Annotated in this window: 17 protein-coding genes; 2 read left to right on the forward strand and 15 right to left on the reverse strand. The window is 64.0% G+C overall.

The window, feature by feature from the left end:
* Nucleotides 1-106: 106 nt before the first annotated feature.
* The 15 genes from NG898_RS20655 to NG898_RS20725 all read right to left on the reverse strand — a co-directional run bounded on the left by NG898_RS20655 (nucleotide 107) and on the right by NG898_RS20725 (nucleotide 15,369).
* Nucleotides 107-898 carry a DUF2968 domain-containing protein gene (locus NG898_RS20655; RefSeq protein WP_252694197.1) on the reverse strand — a complete coding sequence of 264 codons (792 nt, stop codon included), beginning with the start codon at nucleotides 896-898 and terminating at the stop codon, nucleotides 107-109.
* Between the two features lie 106 nt (nucleotides 899-1,004).
* On the reverse strand, nucleotides 1,005-2,411 hold the full coding sequence (locus NG898_RS20660) for a sigma 54-interacting transcriptional regulator (RefSeq protein ID WP_252694198.1): 1,407 nt from the start codon (nucleotides 2,409-2,411) through the stop codon (nucleotides 1,005-1,007).
* A 15-nt stretch (nucleotides 2,412-2,426) separates the two neighbouring features.
* Nucleotides 2,427-4,073: a TadG family pilus assembly protein gene (locus NG898_RS20665; protein ID WP_260800596.1), complete on the reverse strand. Its 1,647-nt coding sequence runs from the start codon at nucleotides 4,071-4,073 to the stop codon at nucleotides 2,427-2,429.
* An 88-nt stretch (nucleotides 4,074-4,161) separates the two neighbouring features.
* On the reverse strand, nucleotides 4,162-4,491 hold the full coding sequence (locus tag NG898_RS20670; RefSeq protein WP_252694199.1) for a DUF3613 domain-containing protein: 330 nt from the start codon (nucleotides 4,489-4,491) through the stop codon (nucleotides 4,162-4,164).
* Nucleotides 4,488-5,411 carry a tetratricopeptide repeat protein gene (locus tag NG898_RS20675; RefSeq protein WP_252694200.1) on the reverse strand — a complete coding sequence of 308 codons (924 nt, stop codon included), beginning with the start codon at nucleotides 5,409-5,411 and terminating at the stop codon, nucleotides 4,488-4,490. Before NG898_RS20675 ends, NG898_RS20670 begins: the two co-directional genes overlap by 4 nt.
* Nucleotide 5,412: 1 nt before the next feature.
* The gene (locus NG898_RS20680) at nucleotides 5,413-6,402 is read right to left on the reverse strand and encodes a type II secretion system F family protein (protein ID WP_252694201.1); all 990 of its coding nucleotides are present in this window, start codon (nucleotides 6,400-6,402) and stop codon (nucleotides 5,413-5,415) included.
* Nucleotides 6,403-6,411: 9 nt separating this feature from the next.
* Nucleotides 6,412-7,338: a type II secretion system F family protein gene (locus tag NG898_RS20685; protein ID WP_252694202.1), complete on the reverse strand. Its 927-nt coding sequence runs from the start codon at nucleotides 7,336-7,338 to the stop codon at nucleotides 6,412-6,414.
* A complete protein-coding gene (locus NG898_RS20690; protein ID WP_252694203.1) occupies nucleotides 7,331-8,686 on the reverse strand; it encodes a TadA family conjugal transfer-associated ATPase in 1,356 nt (451 codons plus the stop codon). Before NG898_RS20690 ends, NG898_RS20685 begins: the two co-directional genes overlap by 8 nt.
* Nucleotides 8,683-10,026: a CpaE/TadZ family protein gene (locus tag NG898_RS20695; protein ID WP_252694204.1), complete on the reverse strand. Its 1,344-nt coding sequence runs from the start codon at nucleotides 10,024-10,026 to the stop codon at nucleotides 8,683-8,685. Before NG898_RS20695 ends, NG898_RS20690 begins: the two co-directional genes overlap by 4 nt.
* A gap of 9 nt (nucleotides 10,027-10,035) precedes the next feature.
* Nucleotides 10,036-11,400 carry a type II and III secretion system protein family protein gene (locus tag NG898_RS20700; protein ID WP_252694205.1) on the reverse strand — a complete coding sequence of 455 codons (1,365 nt, stop codon included), beginning with the start codon at nucleotides 11,398-11,400 and terminating at the stop codon, nucleotides 10,036-10,038.
* Entirely contained in the window at nucleotides 11,393-12,322 is a 930-nt protein-coding gene (gene cpaB / locus NG898_RS20705; protein WP_252694206.1) for a Flp pilus assembly protein CpaB, read from the reverse strand. The genes NG898_RS20700 and cpaB overlap by 8 nt, the downstream gene beginning before the upstream one ends.
* A 52-nt stretch (nucleotides 12,323-12,374) precedes the next feature.
* A complete protein-coding gene (locus NG898_RS20710; RefSeq protein ID WP_252694207.1) occupies nucleotides 12,375-12,878 on the reverse strand; it encodes a TadE/TadG family type IV pilus assembly protein in 504 nt (167 codons plus the stop codon).
* A gap of 64 nt (nucleotides 12,879-12,942) precedes the next feature.
* Entirely contained in the window at nucleotides 12,943-13,407 is a 465-nt protein-coding gene (locus NG898_RS20715; protein WP_252694756.1) for an A24 family peptidase, read from the reverse strand.
* A 92-nt stretch (nucleotides 13,408-13,499) separates the two neighbouring features.
* On the reverse strand, nucleotides 13,500-13,679 hold the full coding sequence (locus NG898_RS20720; RefSeq protein ID WP_252694208.1) for a Flp family type IVb pilin: 180 nt from the start codon (nucleotides 13,677-13,679) through the stop codon (nucleotides 13,500-13,502).
* Between the two features lie 565 nt (nucleotides 13,680-14,244).
* Nucleotides 14,245-15,369 carry a collagen-like triple helix repeat-containing protein gene (locus NG898_RS20725; RefSeq protein ID WP_252694209.1) on the reverse strand — a complete coding sequence of 375 codons (1,125 nt, stop codon included), beginning with the start codon at nucleotides 15,367-15,369 and terminating at the stop codon, nucleotides 14,245-14,247.
* A gap of 490 nt (nucleotides 15,370-15,859) precedes the next feature.
* Between NG898_RS20725 and NG898_RS20730 the strand changes: the two genes are divergently transcribed.
* Nucleotides 15,860-17,332: a collagen-like triple helix repeat-containing protein gene (locus NG898_RS20730; protein ID WP_252694210.1), complete on the forward strand. Its 1,473-nt coding sequence runs from the start codon at nucleotides 15,860-15,862 to the stop codon at nucleotides 17,330-17,332.
* A 268-nt stretch (nucleotides 17,333-17,600) separates the two neighbouring features.
* Nucleotides 17,601-19,274: a ShlB/FhaC/HecB family hemolysin secretion/activation protein gene (locus tag NG898_RS20735; protein WP_252694211.1), complete on the forward strand. Its 1,674-nt coding sequence runs from the start codon at nucleotides 17,601-17,603 to the stop codon at nucleotides 19,272-19,274.
* Nucleotides 19,275-19,375 lie beyond the last annotated feature (101 nt).

A 19,375-nucleotide genomic window follows, 5' to 3' on the forward strand; every position in this document is an offset into this window, starting at 1 on the left:
GCCCCGCTCCACATCAAACAAAGTCGCCATGTTTGAATGCCGCCCCCTAAAAGTGAACCGGGCGGCCCGTAGGCCGCCCGATCTGGGGATGACGCGAAGCGTTGAATCAGCGCCTGCGCGGCTGTGAATTGAATGGCGCGTTGACCTGCGCTTCGAGTTCGCGGATCTGACGCTGCAGCTCGTCCACGCGCGCCCGAGCGGCACGGCGTTCGATATCCAGCGCGTCGGCTTCGGTCCGGGCAGTCTTCTGCCGTTCCTGCGCCTGGGCCTGCTGCTGACGTTGGATGTCCAGGTCGGTCTTCAGGCCACGGAGCTGTTCCTGCTGGGCGGCAATCTGGCGCTCGGAGCGCTCTTTCTGGGCTTCCAGGCGGATGCGCTGCAGCTCCAGATCGGCCATCGTGCGGGTTTGCCGGGCGAAGTCGCTGTACAGGCGTTCGGCAAAGGCTTCGTTGGTGGTCTTGATGACACGCCAGAGATCCTTCTGCTGGAACAGCGTGACGTAGTAAGTCAGGTCGCTCTGGGCAAACAGCAGGCTGGCGCCATAGGCACCGTTGTACGTGGTTCGCAACTCCGAGAGTTCGTGCGCCTGCATGCGCTGTTGCAGCTCGAATACGGCGCTGGTCGAAGCCCGGCTGCCCGTGCTGGCCGCGCCGCTGGGCGTGGCTGGCGCACTGGCAACGGGTGCAGCTGCAGCCGGCTGGCCAACCATGGCGGTCAACGCCGGCACGGGCGCAGCAGCGGCAATCGGTGCAATGGCGGTGGGCGGTGCGGCTGGGCTCTGCGCCACGGCAGATGTGCAGGCGGCCGTACCGGCCAAGACTGCGACTGCGGCCGCGATGGCCAATCCCCTCTGAAACGCCTGATGCGACGCTTTCCCTGATTGTTGTTGTGTTCTCATCTCGACCCTGTGGATTCTGCGCAGGTGTTGCAGCCGAAAACTATACGCGATCCGCCGCCCGAGTGGCGCGCCGGCCGCCCGCCCCGCAGTAGTGTGTTGTATGGCGTCACTCCAGTTCGCGCAGCTCGGCTTCGCCGTCGGCAATCTGGTATTTGCGCATCTTTTCCCACAGCACCTTGCGGCTGATGCCCAGCGTGGCGGCGGTGTCCTGGCGGCGCCAGTTGTTGGCGTCCAGCGCGGCGAGGATACGGCGACGCTCCTCTTCGCCACCCGTGCCCCCATTCCCACCGCTGCTGCGCTCGCCATAGCCGCCATGGCTGCCCTCGCGCTCGAAAGCATCGCGCTGCAGGCCGGCGAACAACGGCAGGATGCGGGCTTCGTCCCAGCGGCCGAACTGGCGCAGCGTAATGCCGATGCGCTCTGCCAGGTTGCGCAGCTCACGCACATTGCCGGCAAAGTAGGCGCGAGCGACCGACGCCCGCACCCATTCCGGCACCGGCGGCATGGCATCAAAGGTTTTATCGCCCAGCAAGTGCCGCAGGAAAGAAAGCAGCAGCGCGATCTTGTCGTCCGCGCCGCGCTGCTCCAGGCTGGGGATGCGCAGCTCGATCACAGCCAGGCGGAAATACAGATCGGCGCGGAACTTGCCCGTGGCGACCATCTCGCGCAGGTTCTTGTTGGTGGCAGCCACGAGGCGGAAATCCAGCTTGACCGGCACGGTCGAGCCCAACCGCGTGCATTCGCTGTCTTCCAGCACGCGCAACAGCTTCACCTGCTGATATAGCGGCAGATCGCCCAGCTCATCGAGGAACAGCGTGCCGCCGTTGGCCTGTTCAAAGTAGCCGCGGTGCGCGTACATGGCGCCCGTGAATGCGCCCTTGGCATGGCCGAAGAACTGCGATTCGAACAACCCATCGGGAATCGCGCCGCAGTTGACCGCCACGAACGGGCCCTTGCCGTAGACGCTGTTCTTGTCGTGCAGCAGGCGCGCAATACGTTCCTTGCCGGCGCCGGTTTCACCGTAAAGCATGACATTGCTGTCGCAATCCGCAAAAGTATCGACCTGCTCCAGCAACCCATGCATGGCCGGCGATGCGGCTACGAGGTCGCTCTGATCCTGCGCCTGGGCCTGCGCAGACGACATCGACGGCAGGACCTTGCTGATCTGCGCACGCAGCTCGGTGGCGCCAAAATCCGGACCCAGCACGTACGTGTATTCGGGCGGGAAGCGGCTCGAATCATGCTGCGTGTCCGCCGCAACCCAGATCACCGGCATGCCTTGCGCAGCCTGCCAGTCGAGCACCGTAAAGCCACCGCTTTCCACCACCGACGCGCTGATCACCGCTACCGCCGGCTTCAGTCGCGGCTCGGCCGGCTGAAAATCGATCCCGCCCGCACGGATGACCTCCGCCCCAAACGGCGCCATGAACCGTGCCACACGATCGGCAATATCGTGACGGCCTTCCCAGACAAAAATCTCAAGCGTTTCGTACGCCCAGCGATCGGTTTTCATGTCGTCGCTTCCATGTCAGTAAACCAACTCGACGGCGTCGCAGTCGAGCGAGAGGAGTTTGATGTCGGCGTAGCCGAGTTGGATGCCGAGGACTTCAAGTAGAGGGGTGAGGACCGCGTCGAGCGTCGCGCCAATCACCGCTAGCACCGGCGACAGAATTGCCGCACCAATCGGCCCCAGTGGAATTCCGAGGACCGTCAATTGCAGTTGATTGAGGTTGCTGTTCAGGACCGAACCGAACACCGCCTGTGTCGCCACGCGTGGTGGTGAATTGCCGCTCGTATCAGTCTGCGGATTCAATCCGATCTGCGTAGCGGCAATAGTTTCATCAGACCAACCAGAATTGCCTGCCGGCGACACATTGGCCTTGATACTCACTGCGCCGATCCCAAGCAGATTGACAAGAGGCGCTGGCGCGGCAGATGAACAATTCAACGCGCCACTGACTGCCGTATCCGCCCCCATAGCAATGCATAGCGAAACGGGCTGAGGTTGCACCGAGATGGTGGCTGTCGAGTTCAGACGAGGAACGACGCAATTGGTTGATTTCGCGTGCCCTTGCGCGCCGGCCACCTGCAAACCAATCGGCAATGTAATGCCGGCGAGCCCCAAGACGTTGGCATTGATGCCTAAGCCCAACCGGACCTGCGCCGTCCGTGCTTGCGTTCTCCATTGCCCCGCATTCGGCCCCGACAAAAATTGCCCCGGTGGCCCAACCGCAATGGCCGGCGGTTCAATGATCTTCAATGAGAGCGTGACCGTCCCAAGCCCTAGGATGTTGAGCGCAACAGGCGCCACATTCACGGCCGACTGGCTATTCGCAATCTGCGCAGCCGTTGTCAGGATATCCAGCACGTTGACGGTGGCATTGAGTGCAGATTGTTCATTGCCCGCCAGCGCCAGCACCTGCAGCAAGCCCGGCGACGAGGCTCCGCCATCGCCAATATTGATCGGCACATTCAGATCGTTGCCAAACGACAGCGCATTGCTGGCGCCTGCCCCACCTACCGACACCCCGGCCAGCCCGGACTGCGACGCCACCGAGATCACAGCATTGAAAAGCGTCCCCAGGCTGGGCGACAGCGACAGCAGTTCCTGCATCGAACCCGCACCCAGCGCCACCGCAAGATCGGCCAGGCGGATGTTGGTCGTGGCCAGCCCCTGATACGAAACGGCATCGATATTCAGGTTCGTGTGGAGCAGGTATCCGAGCAGCTGATTCAAGAGGCCGTTATTGACTGAGGCGAGCCCGGACCCGAGAGAGAACGCGACGATGGACGTGTTCTTTGCAATCGCCGTCGCCATCAGTTGCCGCCGGCCCACCATGAAGAAATACGGCACGTTCTGGGTAATCGTCACCTGTGCGGCGTTGGTGTTGCCGTCGACTGCTGCCTGCGCGGTGAAATACGTGGGCGCCGTGCCCGCGCTGGCATCCCAAACGCCCGGCACGACTGCCAGCGTGACATTGGTGCCATCCACCGTCAGTCCGTTCTGCACCACCGCCTGTTGTGCGGCGGCAGGCAGGTCAAGGCGCTGGGCCGCGGCCATGGCTGCCAGATCGGCCGAGCGTTGCAGCGCGCGCTGCTGATAGAACAGGTTGCCGATGTCGATCGACACCAGCACCGCCAATCCAACCGTGGCGATAAAGGTGGCCGTCATCACGCTTACCGCGCCGCGCAGGCGGCGGCGGAGCTTGGCGGCTCGACGAAGGCGGGAAGTGGCTCGTGTCACAGCGGCGTTCTGTGAAGGGTCAACGTGCGGTAGTGGCTTGACTCGAGCTTGTCGACTTCGCACTCGGAGCCGTCTGCGAGAGGCCAGGCATAGGTCGACTGAACGAATCAAGATAGCGCTGATACGCCAGCGCGGCCTGCTCCCCACGTAACGGGACGAACTCGCCCGCATACGTCCCCTCGCGCTGCGCTTTGAGCAAGGCGTGCGTGGCATCGCCCATGTTGCTACCCACGTTGGGCGCGGCTTGCGTAGCGTTCTGCGGACTGCCGCCCGAAAAGCCTTGCGCGCCAGCCGGGTTGCTCAGCAGCCATACCGCCATACCGGCAGCCATCAGAATGCGGGGGATCATTGCGCGGTCTCCAAGGTGTCAAGCAAGCGGCCGCGCTGCAATGCCAGCGGACGGGATTGAGGCGTGATAGCAGGCGTGGCCGCCCCGGCTACGCCTGAGGCAGATGGGCCGAGCGCCACCGCACGGGTGGCAACCGCCGCCGCGTCGCGAGCGATACGCCGATCGCGCCAGGCGCCGCGCACGCGTGCCACGTCTTCGTCAATGGCCTTGCGCGCGGATGCCGTCAGTTGGGCGTGCGACGCGAGCGACGCAGCATCGTCCTTGCGATCATTCACCGTGAGCCAGATCACCAGGTTGCCCGCGATCTTCGGGCTGGCTGCGGCCATCTGCTGCGCCTGCATCAACGGCACGCGGGCTTGCTCGACCTCACCCGACCGCATCAGCGCGTAGCCAAAATCGCTGGCCGTGCTGGCGTCGGTCGGATTGGCTTGGGCAGCCACCTGCAGGCGGCGGGCCGCTTCGGCAAAGTTGCCTTGACGCCCTGCAACGATGCCCAAGCCGCGCCACGCTGCGGCATTGAGCAATCCGCCTTGCGTGCCTGCGCCCATGGCAGAGGTGGCGCCCACAACCGCGCGGTACTCGGCATCGGCAGCGGCAAGTTGATCGGTTTCGCGCAGCGCATCCGCGCGTAGCAGCATGATTTCGGGTGCGCGGCCATAGCGTTGCTGGTAGGCATCAATATGCGCGAGCGATGCGTAATACAGGCCCTGCTCCTGCATCTTGCGAATCAGCGAAAGATACGTCGCCGGACTGGTGATCTCGGACTTCTCCTGGCTCTGGCGCTGACGAGCCATTTCAATGTCGGCATCGGCGCGCAGGCTCATGTCGGACGTGGCCATCGAGCCGCAGCCAGCCAGGAGGATGGTCAACATGGCCACGCCGGCCCAGCTGGCGCGCGCGGTGTTTGGGAAGCGTGTCATCTCAATGTCCCCCGGTTTTTTGCAAGCTGCGCATCACGCCCATGAAGCCCGGCCCCGCCGTGACGATCAGCAACGCGGGCAATAGCGTCAGGACCATGATCATCGTCATCTGCACGGTCAGCTTGCCCACGCGCTCCTTCAGCCGCGCGCGGCGGTTCTCCTGCAGACGGCCGCCGAACTGCCGCAGCGGCTCCTGCACCGCGCCGCCGAAGCGATCCACCTGCGTGAGAAGCGTGATGAGGCCCTTCAGGTCTTCGTTGTCGAACAGGCGTGCAATGCGCAGCAATGTCTGCTCGCGAGGGCGGCCCGAGGCGAACTGCTGGTTGGCCCGGCCAAACTCACCCGCCAGCACGGGCAGCATGCTGTGGAATTCGTTGGCAATCACCTGCAGGCTTTGGTCGATCGACAAGCCAACACCCTGAAGCAGCCGCAGCATGTCGACCATGACGGGCAGCTCATCGTCCATACGGCGCCGGCGGCTTTCCTTGCGGCGCCCGAGCAGCCACTTCGGCGCAAGGTAGCCCAACGCGATGCCGACAAAACTGAACACGAACACGAACAGGAGCGATGACGCATGCAACGCGCCGAACACAGCAAGCAGCGGCGGCAGCAGGATACGAGTCCCACCAAAGACGGTGCGGGCGTGTTCGCCGTAGTAGCCGCATTCCTCGAGCAACTTGCGGTCTTCCTCCGTCACGATGCGGCGGCCCAGGCCGGTGTCGATCCAGCGCTGCCCGACCTTGGCAATCTGTTGCTGGATCTGCTGCGCTTCACGCGGGCCGTGCGGGCGGGGCTTGGCAGCGGGCTGCACAACCGGCGACGCGGTGGGCGCTGCGGGGTTGGCCGCCGTCGCGCGCATGTCGGACAGCGCCGTATCGAGCTTGCGAGCGCTGCGATGTCGCGTGAGCGTTGCACGCAGCGCGAGTCCACCGAACACCAGCACGCCCGCGGCAGCCGCGGTCAGACTGAGGGTAACCAGGGTGTCGTCCATGCGTTCTCCTCAGACCGATTTCGCGAGCTTGGCCAGCATGACCGCACCGAGCACTTCCATGCCGAAGGCCGTCAGAATCAACGTCTTGCCGAACGGATCGCGCCACATCGACATGATGTACGCCGCGTTGAACATGACGATGACTCCGCCCACCACAATCGGCAGCAGGCCGATGATCCATGCAGACAATCGCGTCTCGGCCGACAGGGCAAACAGCTCCCGCTGGGCCTGCTGCCGGTCGCGCATGAACGCAGCGGTGCGCTCCATCACAATGTCTGCACGCCCGCCGTAGCGCAACGCCAAGCGCAGCACCGATGACAGCAGGATCAATTCGTTCACGCGGTACTGTTGGCCGACGGTCAGCACCGCAGCGTCGAGATCCTTGCCAGCGCGCTGCATTTGCGTGATGGCGATCAGGCAGTTGCGCAACGGCTGCTCGGTATTGGCGCTGGCTGCCTGAAACGCCGCGGGGACCGCGCTGCCAATGCTCATCAACCGCACCACGCCATCGAGAAAGCCAGGCAATTGCGCCAGCAGGCGCTCGTTCATCTTCCGGGTGCGGTTCCAAAACAGGAAAGCGACGATCACCACGTACAGCGCCAGCGCCGTCAGGGCTGAAAGCGCGCTCGACATCGCCCAGACGGCGAGCGCAATCATGAACGCGGGGCCAATAAGAAATATGTAGAAGCGCCGGCTCGGTTCGATATCTGCGCGGCGCAGTGCATCCTGCCAGGCGCGGTTCAGCGAGTCGGGCACGCTTGCGGGCACGGGCTCGACATTCGGTTGATAACGCGCATTGATCTGTTCGGTCTGTGCGCGTACGAAGCTGCGCGATGCCTCGCGCTCGCGACGGCGCACGGCCTCCGCCCAGAGCATGAGCGATGCACCCATCAGCAGCAGCGCGAGGCAACCGAACCAGAGCGTCATGCTAGACATGGAAACGGCCTCCGCCGCCGAATCCGGTCATGCCACCGTCCATCCCGCCGCCTTCGCTGTTGCGCATGCGGGCCAGCTTGGGCGAATGCGGCTGCAGGCCGAGCGCCGTCCAGCGGTCGACCTCTTCGCCATCCGGGCCGATGTAGGGCTCGTAGCGGTACAGCTCCTGCGTGGAGATGATGTTGTCCCCCAGCCCGGTCACTTCCGTGATCGACAGGATGCGGCGCTTGCCGTTTGACAACCGCCCGATCTGCACGATGAAATCAATGGCGTTGGTGATCTGCCGGCGCAGGCTCACCTCACTGCCTTGGAAGCCGGCAAAGCCCGCCAGCATCTCCAACCGGTAGAGGCATTCGCGCGGGCTGCTGGCGTGAATGGTGCCCATCGAGCCATCGTGGCCGGTGCTCATGGCTTGCAGCATCTCCAGCACTTCACCGCCACGCACTTCGCCCACGATAATGCGGTCGGGCCGCATGCGCAGGCTGTTGCGCAGCAGCTCCCGAATCGTGACGACGCCGGTTCCCTCAAAGCCGCCGGGCCGGCTTTCCAGGCGCACCACGTGCGGGTGGTTGAGCGACAGTTCGGCCGTGTCTTCAATGGTGATCACACGCTCTGACTCGGGAATGTGATACGCCATCGCGTTAAGCAGCGAGGTCTTGCCCGAGCTGGTGCCACCGCTCACCAGGATGTTGCAGCGGGCGCGCACAGCAGCTTCGATCAGCGCGCCGATCTCTTCACTCATCGTACCCAGGCCGAGCAGGTCTTCGGGCTTGAGCGGGTCTTTCCGAAACTTGCGGATCGACACCACTGGCCCTTCGAGCGCCAGCGGCGGAATGACCACGTTGATGCGGCCACCGTCGGGCAAGCGTGCGTCGACCATCGGGTTCGATTCATCCAGCCGGCGCCCGATCGGCGCAAGGATGCGGCGCACGATGCGCAGCAGGTGGTTGTTATCGGCAAAGCGCACCGGAATGCGCTCGAGAATGCCGTGGCGTGACACGTAAACGTCCAGATGGCCGTTGACGAGAATGTCTTCCACCGCCGGATCGGCCAGCAGATCTTCAATGGGGCCAAAGCCGGCCAACTCTTTTGTCAGCGCCTCGGCAATCTGCCGGACTTCCGTCTCGTTGACGGGAATGCGGCGCATGCGCGTGAAGCCTTCCACTTCCAGATCGACAAAGCGCTGAATGGCTGTGCGCGACCAGCGACCGAACTCGGCACCAAGTTCTTCGATGCGCGTCAGCAAGTGTTCGTGCGCGGCTTCCTTGATGTCCTGGAAGGCCTGCGAAACGGCAAACGCGCCGTTGCCGGCGTCCGGCTGGTTGGAGAACTCGATGGGTTGGGTCATGTCGCGTTCCGTTCGGTGGTACCGATATCCAGTTCAGTGGCGTCTGCCGACTTGCGTTTGGAGCGTGCGCCAAAGCGGCCGCCCAGTCGCGCACTCACGCCTGACACCCAGCTTGAGACACCTGAAGCTCGCTCGCTCTGCTGGGCGTAGCCGAGTGTCTGGGCAATCTGCGCAAGCGCGCGCACATAGGCATCGGTGGGGTGCGTTTCCGCGAGCATCGCTCCCTGGTTGGAGGCAATGACCAGCGCTTCGCGGCGGTTCGGCACGGTCAGCACCGAAGGAATTTCCAGCCGCTCGGCGATCTGCGCTGCGTCCAGCGACAAGCGCGTGTCGAATTTCGAAATGGTCAGATGCAGGTGATCGCGGTCAATTTCTCGCTTCTTGAGTTCCTGCATCAGTTCGGCCGCCGACACGATGGCGCCCACGCTCTGCTCGGTCACCAGCATCACGTCGTCGGCGGCTTTAATGATCTGCGCGATGAAGTCGATGTTGCCAAAGCCGCCCAGGTCGACGACCTGCAGGTCGAAGAACGTACGCAGCCGGCTCAGCAAGCCGAGCGCTTCAGAGAACGAAATGTCGCGCATCTCAGCCAGCGAGATCGGCAGCGGCAGGACGGCAAGCCCGTTCGGATGACGCGACAGCGCGGTCTGCACAAACACCTGATCGAAGCGGCGCAGGTTGCGCACAGCCTCGACGAAATGGAAATTGGCCTGCACGTTCAGGTACAGCGCGCCATCACGCAGCGGCTGACCGAGGTCGAGCAGCATCACATCGCTGGCCGACGTGCGGCGCACAAGCGTGGCCAGATTGGTGGCCAACGTGGTGGCGCCCACGCCAGGGCGTGCGCCCAACACGGCCAGCACGCGGCCACGGCGGGTCGGCTCAGCCGATGCGCGCTCCGCCAGCAGGCGACGCACCACGCGTACGGCCTCGGCCGGTGCGCCGTCCACATCGACGAAATCCTTGACCCCTGCGCGCAACGCAGCCAGCATCGCGCGGCCGTCGGCAGCGGAACCCACCGCCACCAGCGGCAAGCCCGGAAACAAGCGCGTGAGTTGTGCGACCAGTTGCGTCGCCTCGTTGATCGCGTCGGCCCCCTCGCCCAGCTTTTGGTCGTGATCGGGCACATCAATCAGCGTGGGCGACGAGGCAAAGCGCACAAACACGACTTCGGGGTTCACTGCGCCAATCTGCTCGATGAACGCATCGTGGCCAGTCGTCTCGGCCACCAGCACACCCAGCTCGCGAATTGCCCCGGCCAGCCAGCGGTGCACACCTGCCGCCTGGGCATCGCCCTGCATACCGCCACGCGCGCCGCCGTGCAGAAGGAAGTAATCCATGCCGGCCCCTTACTTCGAGAACCCGGGCATGGTGGCCGGATCCGCCACCCCCAGGGCAAACGGCCGCCACACAGCGTCGCCTGCGGTATCGCGATCCTGCCCGCCGCTCTGTCCCGGCAGCATCTTGTCGATCGGCGCATTGCGTGCCATCGGCTTGACCAGATGGGGCGTGACGATGATCACCAACTCCCGTTCTTCCTGGTTGTAGTTCAGGCGCTTGAAGAACGTCCCGATGATCGGCACGTCACCCAGGAACGGCACCTTGTCGACGTTGGACAGCGTCGATCGGCTGACGAGCCCGCCGATGACAAAGCTCTCGCCATCGCCGAGCTCAACGGTAGTATCGGCACGGCGCGTGACGATGGCCGGCACCGTTGCGCCATTGAGCGTGACGCCTCGGCTGAAATCCAGGTCGCTCGCTTCAGGCGCCACTTTCAGGGCGATGCGGTTTTCCGACAGGATCGTCGGCGAGACCGTCAGCCCGATGCCGAACGGCTTGTACTCGATGGTGGTGGTACCCAGCGCTTGCGGCACGGGAATTGGAATCTCGCCGCCGGCCAGAAAGTTGGCGCTCTGGCCTGACAAAGCAACCAGGCTTGGCTCGGCCAGCACGCGCGCCATGCCGTTCGATTCCATCAAACTCAGGTTGCCAAAGAGCCCCTTGCTGACTGATCCGATCAGCAGGTTGAATGCCGAGCCGATCGGCATGGTCGACTCGGTCGACAACCCTGTCGAGCCAAATGTGTACTTGGTCAGCGATGACGGGGAGAACGTGCTGAAGCTGAAACCGCCACGCGTGCGGCTAAAGGAGAAGCCCGCTTCCTTCAGCACAGTCTTGCTGAACTCCACCACACGCACGTCGACCTGCACCGTGCCCGGCACGTTCATCGAGGTGGTGTCGATGACGTTGCCGCCCTTAGGTTTTTCCCCGCCGCTGGCTACGGCGGCCGAGCGGCGCGCACGGGCAAGCGCGTAGACGTCTTTAGGCTGGCCTGACACGACGGCGCTATCGCCCTGCGCAACCACGACCGGATCGCCAGCCAGAGGCGCCGCGGCGTCCACTTGGACGTTGTAAGTCGTCGCAACGCCGCCCTGCGTCCAGACCATCACGTTGGCCGCGCCCGGCTTCTTGGCGATGATCAAAACGCTCGTGGCTGTACCGCGCCCCTTGAGCAGCAACGCATCGGCAATTTCAGGGTTGCCGATGGCAATGCGCTCGAGCGGTTTGCCCAGGCGAATTTCGCGCTGACTGCCTGTCAGGAGATGAAGCGTCTGGCCGGTCGGAGCCGTCTCGGCAAATGCGCTCGGCACGAAGGCGGCGCAGCCCAACGCGAGTACGCCCATCCAACCGCGAACCATGGCGGCATCAGTCATGTTGCTCCTCACGTTTTCCTGCGCGGATGATTTCTACGCCGCCGGTGGCGACCGTATTGGTTCGTGCGGTTGCGCGCGTTGACGCCACCACGGGCAGCGGCGGCACCTGGAGCACCGGCGAGCGTCGCGCCGCCCCTGTCAGGCTGGCAAGCGATACCCCGGCCTGTGCCACGTCCATCGGATTGCGGTTGGCGGCAGCCAACAGGGCTGCGTCCTGCGGCTTCACGGTCGGCTCGGCGTCGTCCCCCGGGTTGCGCAGCGCCAGCAGCAGGCGGCCGCTCTGATGCGCCATGGCCAGTTGGCTAACCGCCTCCACCGGCACGGCCAACACCGCCGTCTTGGCCTGATCGACCTTGCGCGTGACTCCGTTGTTCTCGGGCTGCTTCTGCGCCCCTTCATTGACGGCCAGCGGGCCAAACGCCAGCACGCGCAGGTGCGGCAACAACAGGCGCGCCTGGCTGTCTTCAACCTCCTGGCCATCCTTGCGCATCACCAGGAAAACATCGACGTAATCGCCCGGCATCACGCGGTTGCCCACACCGATCACCTCATCCACGTTGATGGCGACCGCGCGCTGCCCGGCCTCCACTTGCTGCGCAAGGCCCGACGACAGTTGCGAGGCAATCAACGGCACGCCGACGCCGACCGGCAGAATGGGTTCACGCCCAACCACCTTCGTCACGTCCGAAAACGCCTCGGCCGGATTGATGGGCAGTTGCTCGACGGCCAACTGGTCCGCGGTGATGGGCTTGCCCGCCTCAAGCGGTTTCGTGGTCACGACCACCGGATAGACGGTCTTGCCGTCTTTCTGCGCGGCGACGGGCGCCGGCGGGCGATGCGCCGTCTTCCATGCCACGGCGCCAAGAATGGCGGCCAGCAGCAACAGCGCGGCGGCGAAGATCTGGAGGTGTTTGCTGGTCATCTGGGCGGCGTGTCCGAGCGATCGATCAAGAGGGGCAGCGAACTGGAAAGTGTCAGGAGCCAGGCACCAGCTGCACGACGGCTGAACCCGTCAATGTGTCCGGCGCGGGCAACAGGGGTATCGACGGCAGCAACGGGTTATTGCCGGAGGTCACGGGCAACGTCAGGACCACGCTCAGGCATTGCATGCCTGCCACGTTCTGGCAATTCACGAGCGGGGTGCTGTTTTGATTGGTCTGGACCCGCCCGGTAAGGAAGGTGGGAAGTACCGACGTCACGGCCGCATAGGCAGCTGCCACGCGCTGCGTGTTGGACGGCTGATAGCGAAGCGCGGCGCGTGCGCCCTCTTCCGCCGCCAGGGTCAGCGCCTGCTGCATGGCGAGGATCACGCCGTAGTAGACGATGCCGAGCATGAGCACTAGCAGCACCGGCACGACGACGGCAAATTCGACTGAAGCTGCGCCGCGGCTGCCGTGCCGCCGGGGGCGGCGGACGCCATGCGTGCGGACTTTCGGGTGCGTGCGAGCACCCTCCCGTTCCCGTTGCAATGTCGGCATGGCCGACTCCTTTCTTATAGGCTGGCCGCTTGGCGGCTCTTGTTCAACGCTTCAACTGTCTGAACTACATGCCTGGCAGCCATGGCATGCGCATCACTGAGGGCACCCATGGCAGGCTCAGCAGCCCGATTGCCATATAGGCCGCGTACGGAATGCCTCGGCGCCCTGCCTGAGCGGTATCCCAGCGTGCGATCGCCGGGCACACGCGCATCACGATCCAAGCCGAAGGAGAAGACGCATCAAGCTGGCGTAACCCCATGATGGCGAGCGCGTGCAAGCCGGAAATCATGCTCGAGACAAGCCAGACGGCCACAAGGCCATGCCAGCCAGCAAGCAGGCCGACGACAGTGAAGAACTTCACGTCGCCGGCACCCATCCAGCCAACCGCATACAGGGGCAGGAAGCAGGCAAACGCAATCGCCCCGCCGAGCCAGAAGTCCTGCCAGTCATAGGCAAGGTGCTGTACCCCACCGAACTCAATCAGAGCGACGGACAGCATTACCCCCGCGACGACAAGCCAGTTCGGCACCCGCCGTGAGCGGAAATCCAGCGTGATTGCAATAACGGAAAGGACTACGACCCCTGCCCAGCCGGGCGTATCGACGTGGCCGTACCAGGTTGCTAGCAAGCCACGTTCTTGTTGACGGCTTGGCAGATAGACGCAAACACGCTCTCAAGCTTGGTACCGAGCGTGGACACGATCGTCACGATCGCAGCGGCAATGAGGCCAGCGATCATGCCGTACTCAACGGCAGTGGCACCTTGTTCGTCACGGATGAACTTCAGAACGGCGTTTTTCATGATTCTCTCCTGTTTGCACTCGCCCGCGGATGTGTTGATCTCGACCAGCTTTCGGCGCTCCAACCTTAGCCAGTTCATATTTGCTAATAACGGATAAAACGCATGGGGATTTACAGCGATGACACGAATAGCAAAAAATTTCGCCGTTCGCGCCGTTCCACTAATGGAACGAAATTCAGATATCACCAAACGAAGCGTCCCGCACACGCTTGATGATCACCGCACGCCCCCCATGGGCATTCATTTTTTCAGGCGTGTCACGTATGTCACGTAACACCCCGTAACAACTTTATAGGCGTGCAGCGCCGCAAACAAAATAACTCAATTGAGGTACTTGCCTCAAATTAGAGTGAAGTCTCTATTTAATTTTATTAAAGACACGCCAACCCTCTGAAAACCAATGGAAATCCCCTAATGACGGTCAGACTAGATCGATTATCTGAACGGGTTTCCCATTAATCCTCGGGGCCGATCTGAACGCTCCCCATTTCTGTCCAGGCAAAAAAAGGATGCGCGAGCGACGGGAACACGCCCGCGCACCTTCAAGAGCACAGACAGGTACTGCTCAGTGCGCCAAGCTGCCAACGCCGCCCAGCAAGTTGGTGACAGGGGCCAGCGGATTGCTGCCCGATGCGCCGCCGGCTGCGCTGGTCGCGCCGCTCAGCAGGTTGGTGACGGGCGCCAGCGGGTTGCTGCCACCGGCTGCACCGCCCAGCAGGCCCGTAACAGGAGCCAGAGGGTTGGAGCCGCCTGTTGCGCCGCCCAGCAGGCCGGTCAGCGGAGCCAAGGGGTTCGTGCCACCAGTGCCGCCGCCCACGCCGCCGAGCAGGCCGCCCAAGGGGTTGCTGCCCGCCGAACCGCCGGTCGTGGCAACGCCGCCGATTGCCGCGACGGTGGTGCCGAGGGAAGTCACCACCGGGCCAAGGTTCGAGACCACCGGCACGCCTGTTCCGGTGATGGTGTTGCCGGCGCCGGCCACGCCGCCGCCAACGGTGCCCAGCAGGTTATTCAAGGCTCCGCCCAGGCCAGTGGAATCACCAATCATCTGGGTGGCGCCGCTGACCTGCGTGGTAACCGGCACGATGGCCGTGCTCAGTTGTTGCGTCACCTGCTGCACCGCGCCGGAAGACAGCGCGCTGCCCAGCAACGTGCCGCCGCCGATCAGCGCCTGGCCGATCTGCTGAACGCCGCCACCCACGGGTTGCGTAATCGGTGCCAGCGGCGCGCCCGAGCCTTGACCCAGGCCCTGCACGAGCGAGCCGGCGCTCACGGTCGCCTGGCCAAGATCCGTCACGACATTGCCAGTGCTGGCCACCGTCGTGCCGATCGGATTGGGGTTCTGCCCCATCTTGCCGAGCCCGGTCTGGATGCCCAGACCGAGATCGCTGACAGCTTTGCCAGTGTTGTCCACCGTGCCGCCGAGCCCTGCTTTAGCTTGATCCGACAGGCCCGGAATGTTTGCGTTTTGAAGCGTCGAGCCGAGGCTGCTGACCGCTTGGCCGGTCGCCACAACGGTGTTGCCGGTGCCGTTTGCGACCTTGCCGACGGGCGTCACCCCTGTTGTGTCGCTCGGGCTCGGATTCGGCGAACTGCCCGAGCCAGAGCCTCCCGAAGAACAAGCCGCCAGCATGAGAGCGGCAACAGCGCAGGCCAAAGGCGCAACGCGAATGGAGTGTCGAATGTGAGTCATGGTCCGTCCCTTTCTTGGAATGATGTGTCTTGATGTCTGAGCTCGGTACTGCGGACTGCGGGCCACATTCTGCAAATGGCATGCCAGGCGCGTCAGAGACGTGACTCAGTTCTCAAAGGACGGCGTACTTATTGGTTTTGCGGACAGCACGTCAGGTGTTACCCGACCTTAAACATGGGCTGTTACCCCACTCAAATCCGTGTTCCGAGCGTTACGACGTAACGTGACACGGAACACATTCACCCCAGACATAACCTCAAAAGCAAACGTTTAACCCCTACTTTGGTAGGGTATGTAAATCCCGCATTCTGGTTAGTTTCCACAATCTCTCCATTTTTATTGAGGCAAACGCGGCAAATTCCCGGGCCCCATTACGCATTGCGTAATAATCGTGACATGGCACACCGTTTGCAGAGTCCGGCCACCTCACATCGACAGTGAGACATTTTCCAGCTGACTAAAGCGGACTTTTTAAAACGGGAGATCCATCATGAATAAGAACATCAAGTGCCTGGCCGCCACCATGGCAAGCCTGTTGGTTTTGGGTGGTTGCGCCAGCTCCGGCTCCGGCGATCTCGGCAGCTCGTTGGGCGGCTCGAACGGCGGCGGCTCGAATAACAACGGTGGCGGCTCAACGCCAACGCCTTCGCCGGCACCGTCCCCGTCGCCCTCCCCCTCGCCGTCGCCTTCTCCGTCCCCCAGCCCCACTCCGACGCCGGCACCTGCGCCGCTGACCCCGACTGGCGCCGTCCTGAACAATGCGGGCGGCATCGTCACGTCAGCCGGCTCGACCGTGAGCGGCCTGGGCAACACCATCGCCACCGCACCGTTGCCCTCGCAACTGAGCGGCGTGCAAAGCGGCCTGGGCGGTGTGGTTGAAAACGCTGGTGCGACGGTCTCAGCGCTGGGCGCGGGCGTTCAGAACGGCTTGGGCAGCATCGGCCGCAACGCCAATCCGGTTGGCACCACGGTTTCCAGCCTCGGTAATGTGGTGACCGGAGCGGGCAACACGGTCACGAGCGCCGGCACGCTGGTCAACAACCTGGGCACGGGCCCGCTGGCGCCGCTGGCCCCGGTGACGACGCCGCTGGCAGGCGTGGTGACGCAAGTCGGCCAGGCGGTTGCCAACGGCGGCGGCACGCTGGGCACGGCCCTGTCGACCGGCCCTGTGGAACAACTCACGCAGCAACTGAGCACGGCCATCGTGCCGCTGACTTCCCAGATCACCAGCGGGACGCAGACGCTGGGCGCGGCCACGGGCCTCGGTGCGCCGGCAAATACACTGCTGGGCACGATTGGCGGCGCGGTGGCCAACGGCGGCACCACGCTCACTGCGGCCAATGTTCCGGTGGTGAGCGGCCTCGGTGGCGTGGTGACGGCCACGGGCAACACGGTTGCCGCGCTGGGCGGCGTTGTCTATTCGCCGACGGCATCGGGCGGCAACCCGCTTGCCCCGATCACCGGCCTGCTGGGCGGCCTGGGTGGCGCGACGGGTGGTAGCAACCCGCTCGCTCCGATCACGGGTGCGCTCGGCGGCCTCGGCGGCGCGGGTGGCTCCAACCCGCTGGCCCCGATCACGGGCTTGCTGGGTGGCCTCGGTGGTGCGACGGGTGGCAGCAACCCGCTCGCTCCGATCACTGGCGCGCTCGGCGGCCTCGGCGGTGCCGGTGGCTCCAACCCGCTGGCGCCGATCACCGGCCTGCTGGGCGGCCTGGGCGGTGCGACGGGTGGCAGCAACCCGCTTGCACCGATCACCGGTGCACTTGGTGGTCTCGGCGGCGCTGGCGGCTCCAACCCCCTCGGCCCCGTCGGCACAATCACAGCACCGGTCGGCAACGTGGTTACCACGGTGGGCACGGGTCTGACGTCGGCCGGTGCGGCCACACCGCTGTCGCCGGTCACTGGCGCGGTGGGCGGCCTGCTGGGCACGGTGGGCACCGCTTTGGGCGGCACGCGCCACTGATCAACGAGCCACGCTTCGGCGGACCGGGTATCACGCCGGTCCGCCGATGTCACGTTTCAAACGCACTGATGCCGCGCAATGCGGCATCGTCATTGGGCTGGCTGCCACGCACCGACGCATCCCAGTATTTACCTGGGCCGTTGCGTCGCGTGAACGCTCCCTCTATGTGTCTTGTTGTAAAGCACCATGTCTCGCGGTTATCGTTTGATGCAACGCGCGGCTGCACGGCTTCGCGACACCACAAACGAAAACCACGGAGGAGACAGGCGTGCGGACCACCACCATGCGGTTGGCCCTGGCCACAGGCGTAGCACTGACCGGCCCGGCACTGAGCTGGGCCCAGAGCAGCCCCACCCAAGGCAACCCGATCGACACGCTTCCCAAGGTCGATACCTCCCGCCCGCCCCAGCAGAAGATCCAGGTGGAAGTGCAGCGGCCGAATCCGGCGCTGGAAAATCTGCTCGCGACGCATCTCACACCGACCAAGTTCCAGATCGAAGGCGTCAAGACGCTGCCGTTCCCCGAGGTCGCCGCGCATTTCGCTCCGTTGGCCGGGCATGACGTCACCGTCGCGCAACTGCTGCAGGCCGCGAACGATGTCACCAAGCTGTATGCCGACCGCGGTTTCCCGCTCTCGTTTGCCTTTGTGCCCGCACAAACGTTTGAAGGCGGCGTCGTGCGCGTCACCGTGGTGGAAGGCTACGTGGCACGTATGCGCATCGAGGGCACACCCGGGCCATTGGAAGGCCGCCTGCGCGAAATCTCGCAGCGCCTGATGGATGAAAAGCCCTTGCGCCGCGAGACCTTCGAGCGCGTGACGGGCGTGCTGGCGCTGCAACCGGGTGTGCAGATCACCGCGACCGTGCAACCGCCCACCACCACCGATGGCGCAAGCGAACTGGTGTTGAACGTGAAGCGCCAGCCGTACACCATCGGCACGGGCGTCGAATACCGCTCGCCGGGTGTGCGGGCAATCATCACGGGCACGCTCAATAGCGTGACGCCGCTGGGCGAGCAGATCACCGTCTCGACGCTGCAACCGCGCGGGTCGGATCACGAGACGTTCTACTCCGCCACGTGGGCGCAGCCGATCGGCACCGATGGGCTGCTGGCCAAGCTCACGTGGTCGCACTATCGCGGCATGCCCGAGAATCTGCCGCTGGAGCAACTGGGCTATCAGTCGCGCTACCTGACCGACACGCAGCGGCTTGGATTGTCGTTGAGCTATCCGGTGCTGCTGTCGAACTCGCGCAACCTGACGGTAACGGGCACCTTCTACGGCAACGACGACAAGCAGCGCTATACACCGCAAAACCCCGGGTTTGCGCAAACTGAACTGGATGCCAAGGTGCGCGTGGCCGGCGCGGAAGCGCTATACACCGAGGTGAAACCCGGTGAAACGCGCCGTGCGTCGCTTGGCATTTACCAAGGCATCAACAGCCTCGGCGCAGGCAAATCGGTCAACAACAACGTCGACCTGAGCTTCCTGCGCACGCGCATCACCGCCAGCGAAGCCCACGACCTGCCCCTGGGTTTTGGCGTGGTCGTCTCGGGGGCTGCGCAGTACAGCGGCGCGGTGTTGCCGTCTTCGGAGCAGATCAGCTTTGGCGGGCGCTTCTTCGGCCTCGCCTATCCGGCCGGTGAAGTGGCGGGTGATCGCGGCTGGGGCGCGTCGGTCGAACTCAATCGCGCCTTCCAGGTATCGATGGATTACCTGAAGACCGTGCAGCCCTACGTGCTGTACGACACCGCCAAGGTCTATTCGAACGCAGGCACGCTCGTGCATGATCAGCTCGGGTCGATCGCGCTGGGCGTGCGCTTCTCCGATCGGAAGTACTACACGCTGGACCTCGCGGTCGCGCGCCCCGTGGGCGACAAACCGATCAACTCAAGTTCGCGCAGCCTGCGGTTCAACGCGGCCTATACCTACCAGTTCAACTGACACACGCCGATCATGAACATGTACACGAATTTTTTATATTTTTTATATTTTCAGCGCTGAAAGTCGGCCATACTCCCCTCTCAAGAGGGGGATACATCGCC

The organism is Ralstonia mojiangensis (assembly GCF_023955645.1).
Classification (GTDB): domain Bacteria; phylum Pseudomonadota; class Gammaproteobacteria; order Burkholderiales; family Burkholderiaceae; genus Ralstonia; species Ralstonia mojiangensis.

Coding starts and splice junctions, on each gene's coding strand:
- cpaB (WP_252694206.1), bottom strand. CDS start 12,322: ATGACCAGCAAACACCTCCAGATCTTCGCCGCCGCGCTGTTGCTGCTG.
- NG898_RS20710 (WP_252694207.1), bottom strand. CDS start 12,878: ATGCCGACATTGCAACGGGAACGGGAGGGTGCTCGCACGCACCCGAAA.
- NG898_RS20695 (WP_252694204.1), bottom strand. CDS start 10,026: ATGGATTACTTCCTTCTGCACGGCGGCGCGCGTGGCGGTATGCAGGGC.
- NG898_RS20720 (WP_252694208.1), bottom strand. CDS start 13,679: ATGAAAAACGCCGTTCTGAAGTTCATCCGTGACGAACAAGGTGCCACT.
- NG898_RS20655 (WP_252694197.1), bottom strand. CDS start 898: ATGAGAACACAACAACAATCAGGGAAAGCGTCGCATCAGGCGTTTCAG.
- NG898_RS20680 (WP_252694201.1), bottom strand. CDS start 6,402: ATGGACGACACCCTGGTTACCCTCAGTCTGACCGCGGCTGCCGCGGGC.
- NG898_RS20685 (WP_252694202.1), bottom strand. CDS start 7,338: ATGTCTAGCATGACGCTCTGGTTCGGTTGCCTCGCGCTGCTGCTGATG.
- NG898_RS20660 (WP_252694198.1), bottom strand. CDS start 2,411: ATGAAAACCGATCGCTGGGCGTACGAAACGCTTGAGATTTTTGTCTGG.
- NG898_RS20700 (WP_252694205.1), bottom strand. CDS start 11,400: ATGACTGATGCCGCCATGGTTCGCGGTTGGATGGGCGTACTCGCGTTG.
- NG898_RS20725 (WP_252694209.1), bottom strand. CDS start 15,369: ATGACTCACATTCGACACTCCATTCGCGTTGCGCCTTTGGCCTGCGCT.
- NG898_RS20670 (WP_252694199.1), bottom strand. CDS start 4,491: ATGATCCCCCGCATTCTGATGGCTGCCGGTATGGCGGTATGGCTGCTG.
- NG898_RS20675 (WP_252694200.1), bottom strand. CDS start 5,411: ATGACACGCTTCCCAAACACCGCGCGCGCCAGCTGGGCCGGCGTGGCC.
- NG898_RS20730 (WP_252694210.1), top strand. CDS start 15,860: ATGAATAAGAACATCAAGTGCCTGGCCGCCACCATGGCAAGCCTGTTG.
- NG898_RS20690 (WP_252694203.1), bottom strand. CDS start 8,686: ATGACCCAACCCATCGAGTTCTCCAACCAGCCGGACGCCGGCAACGGC.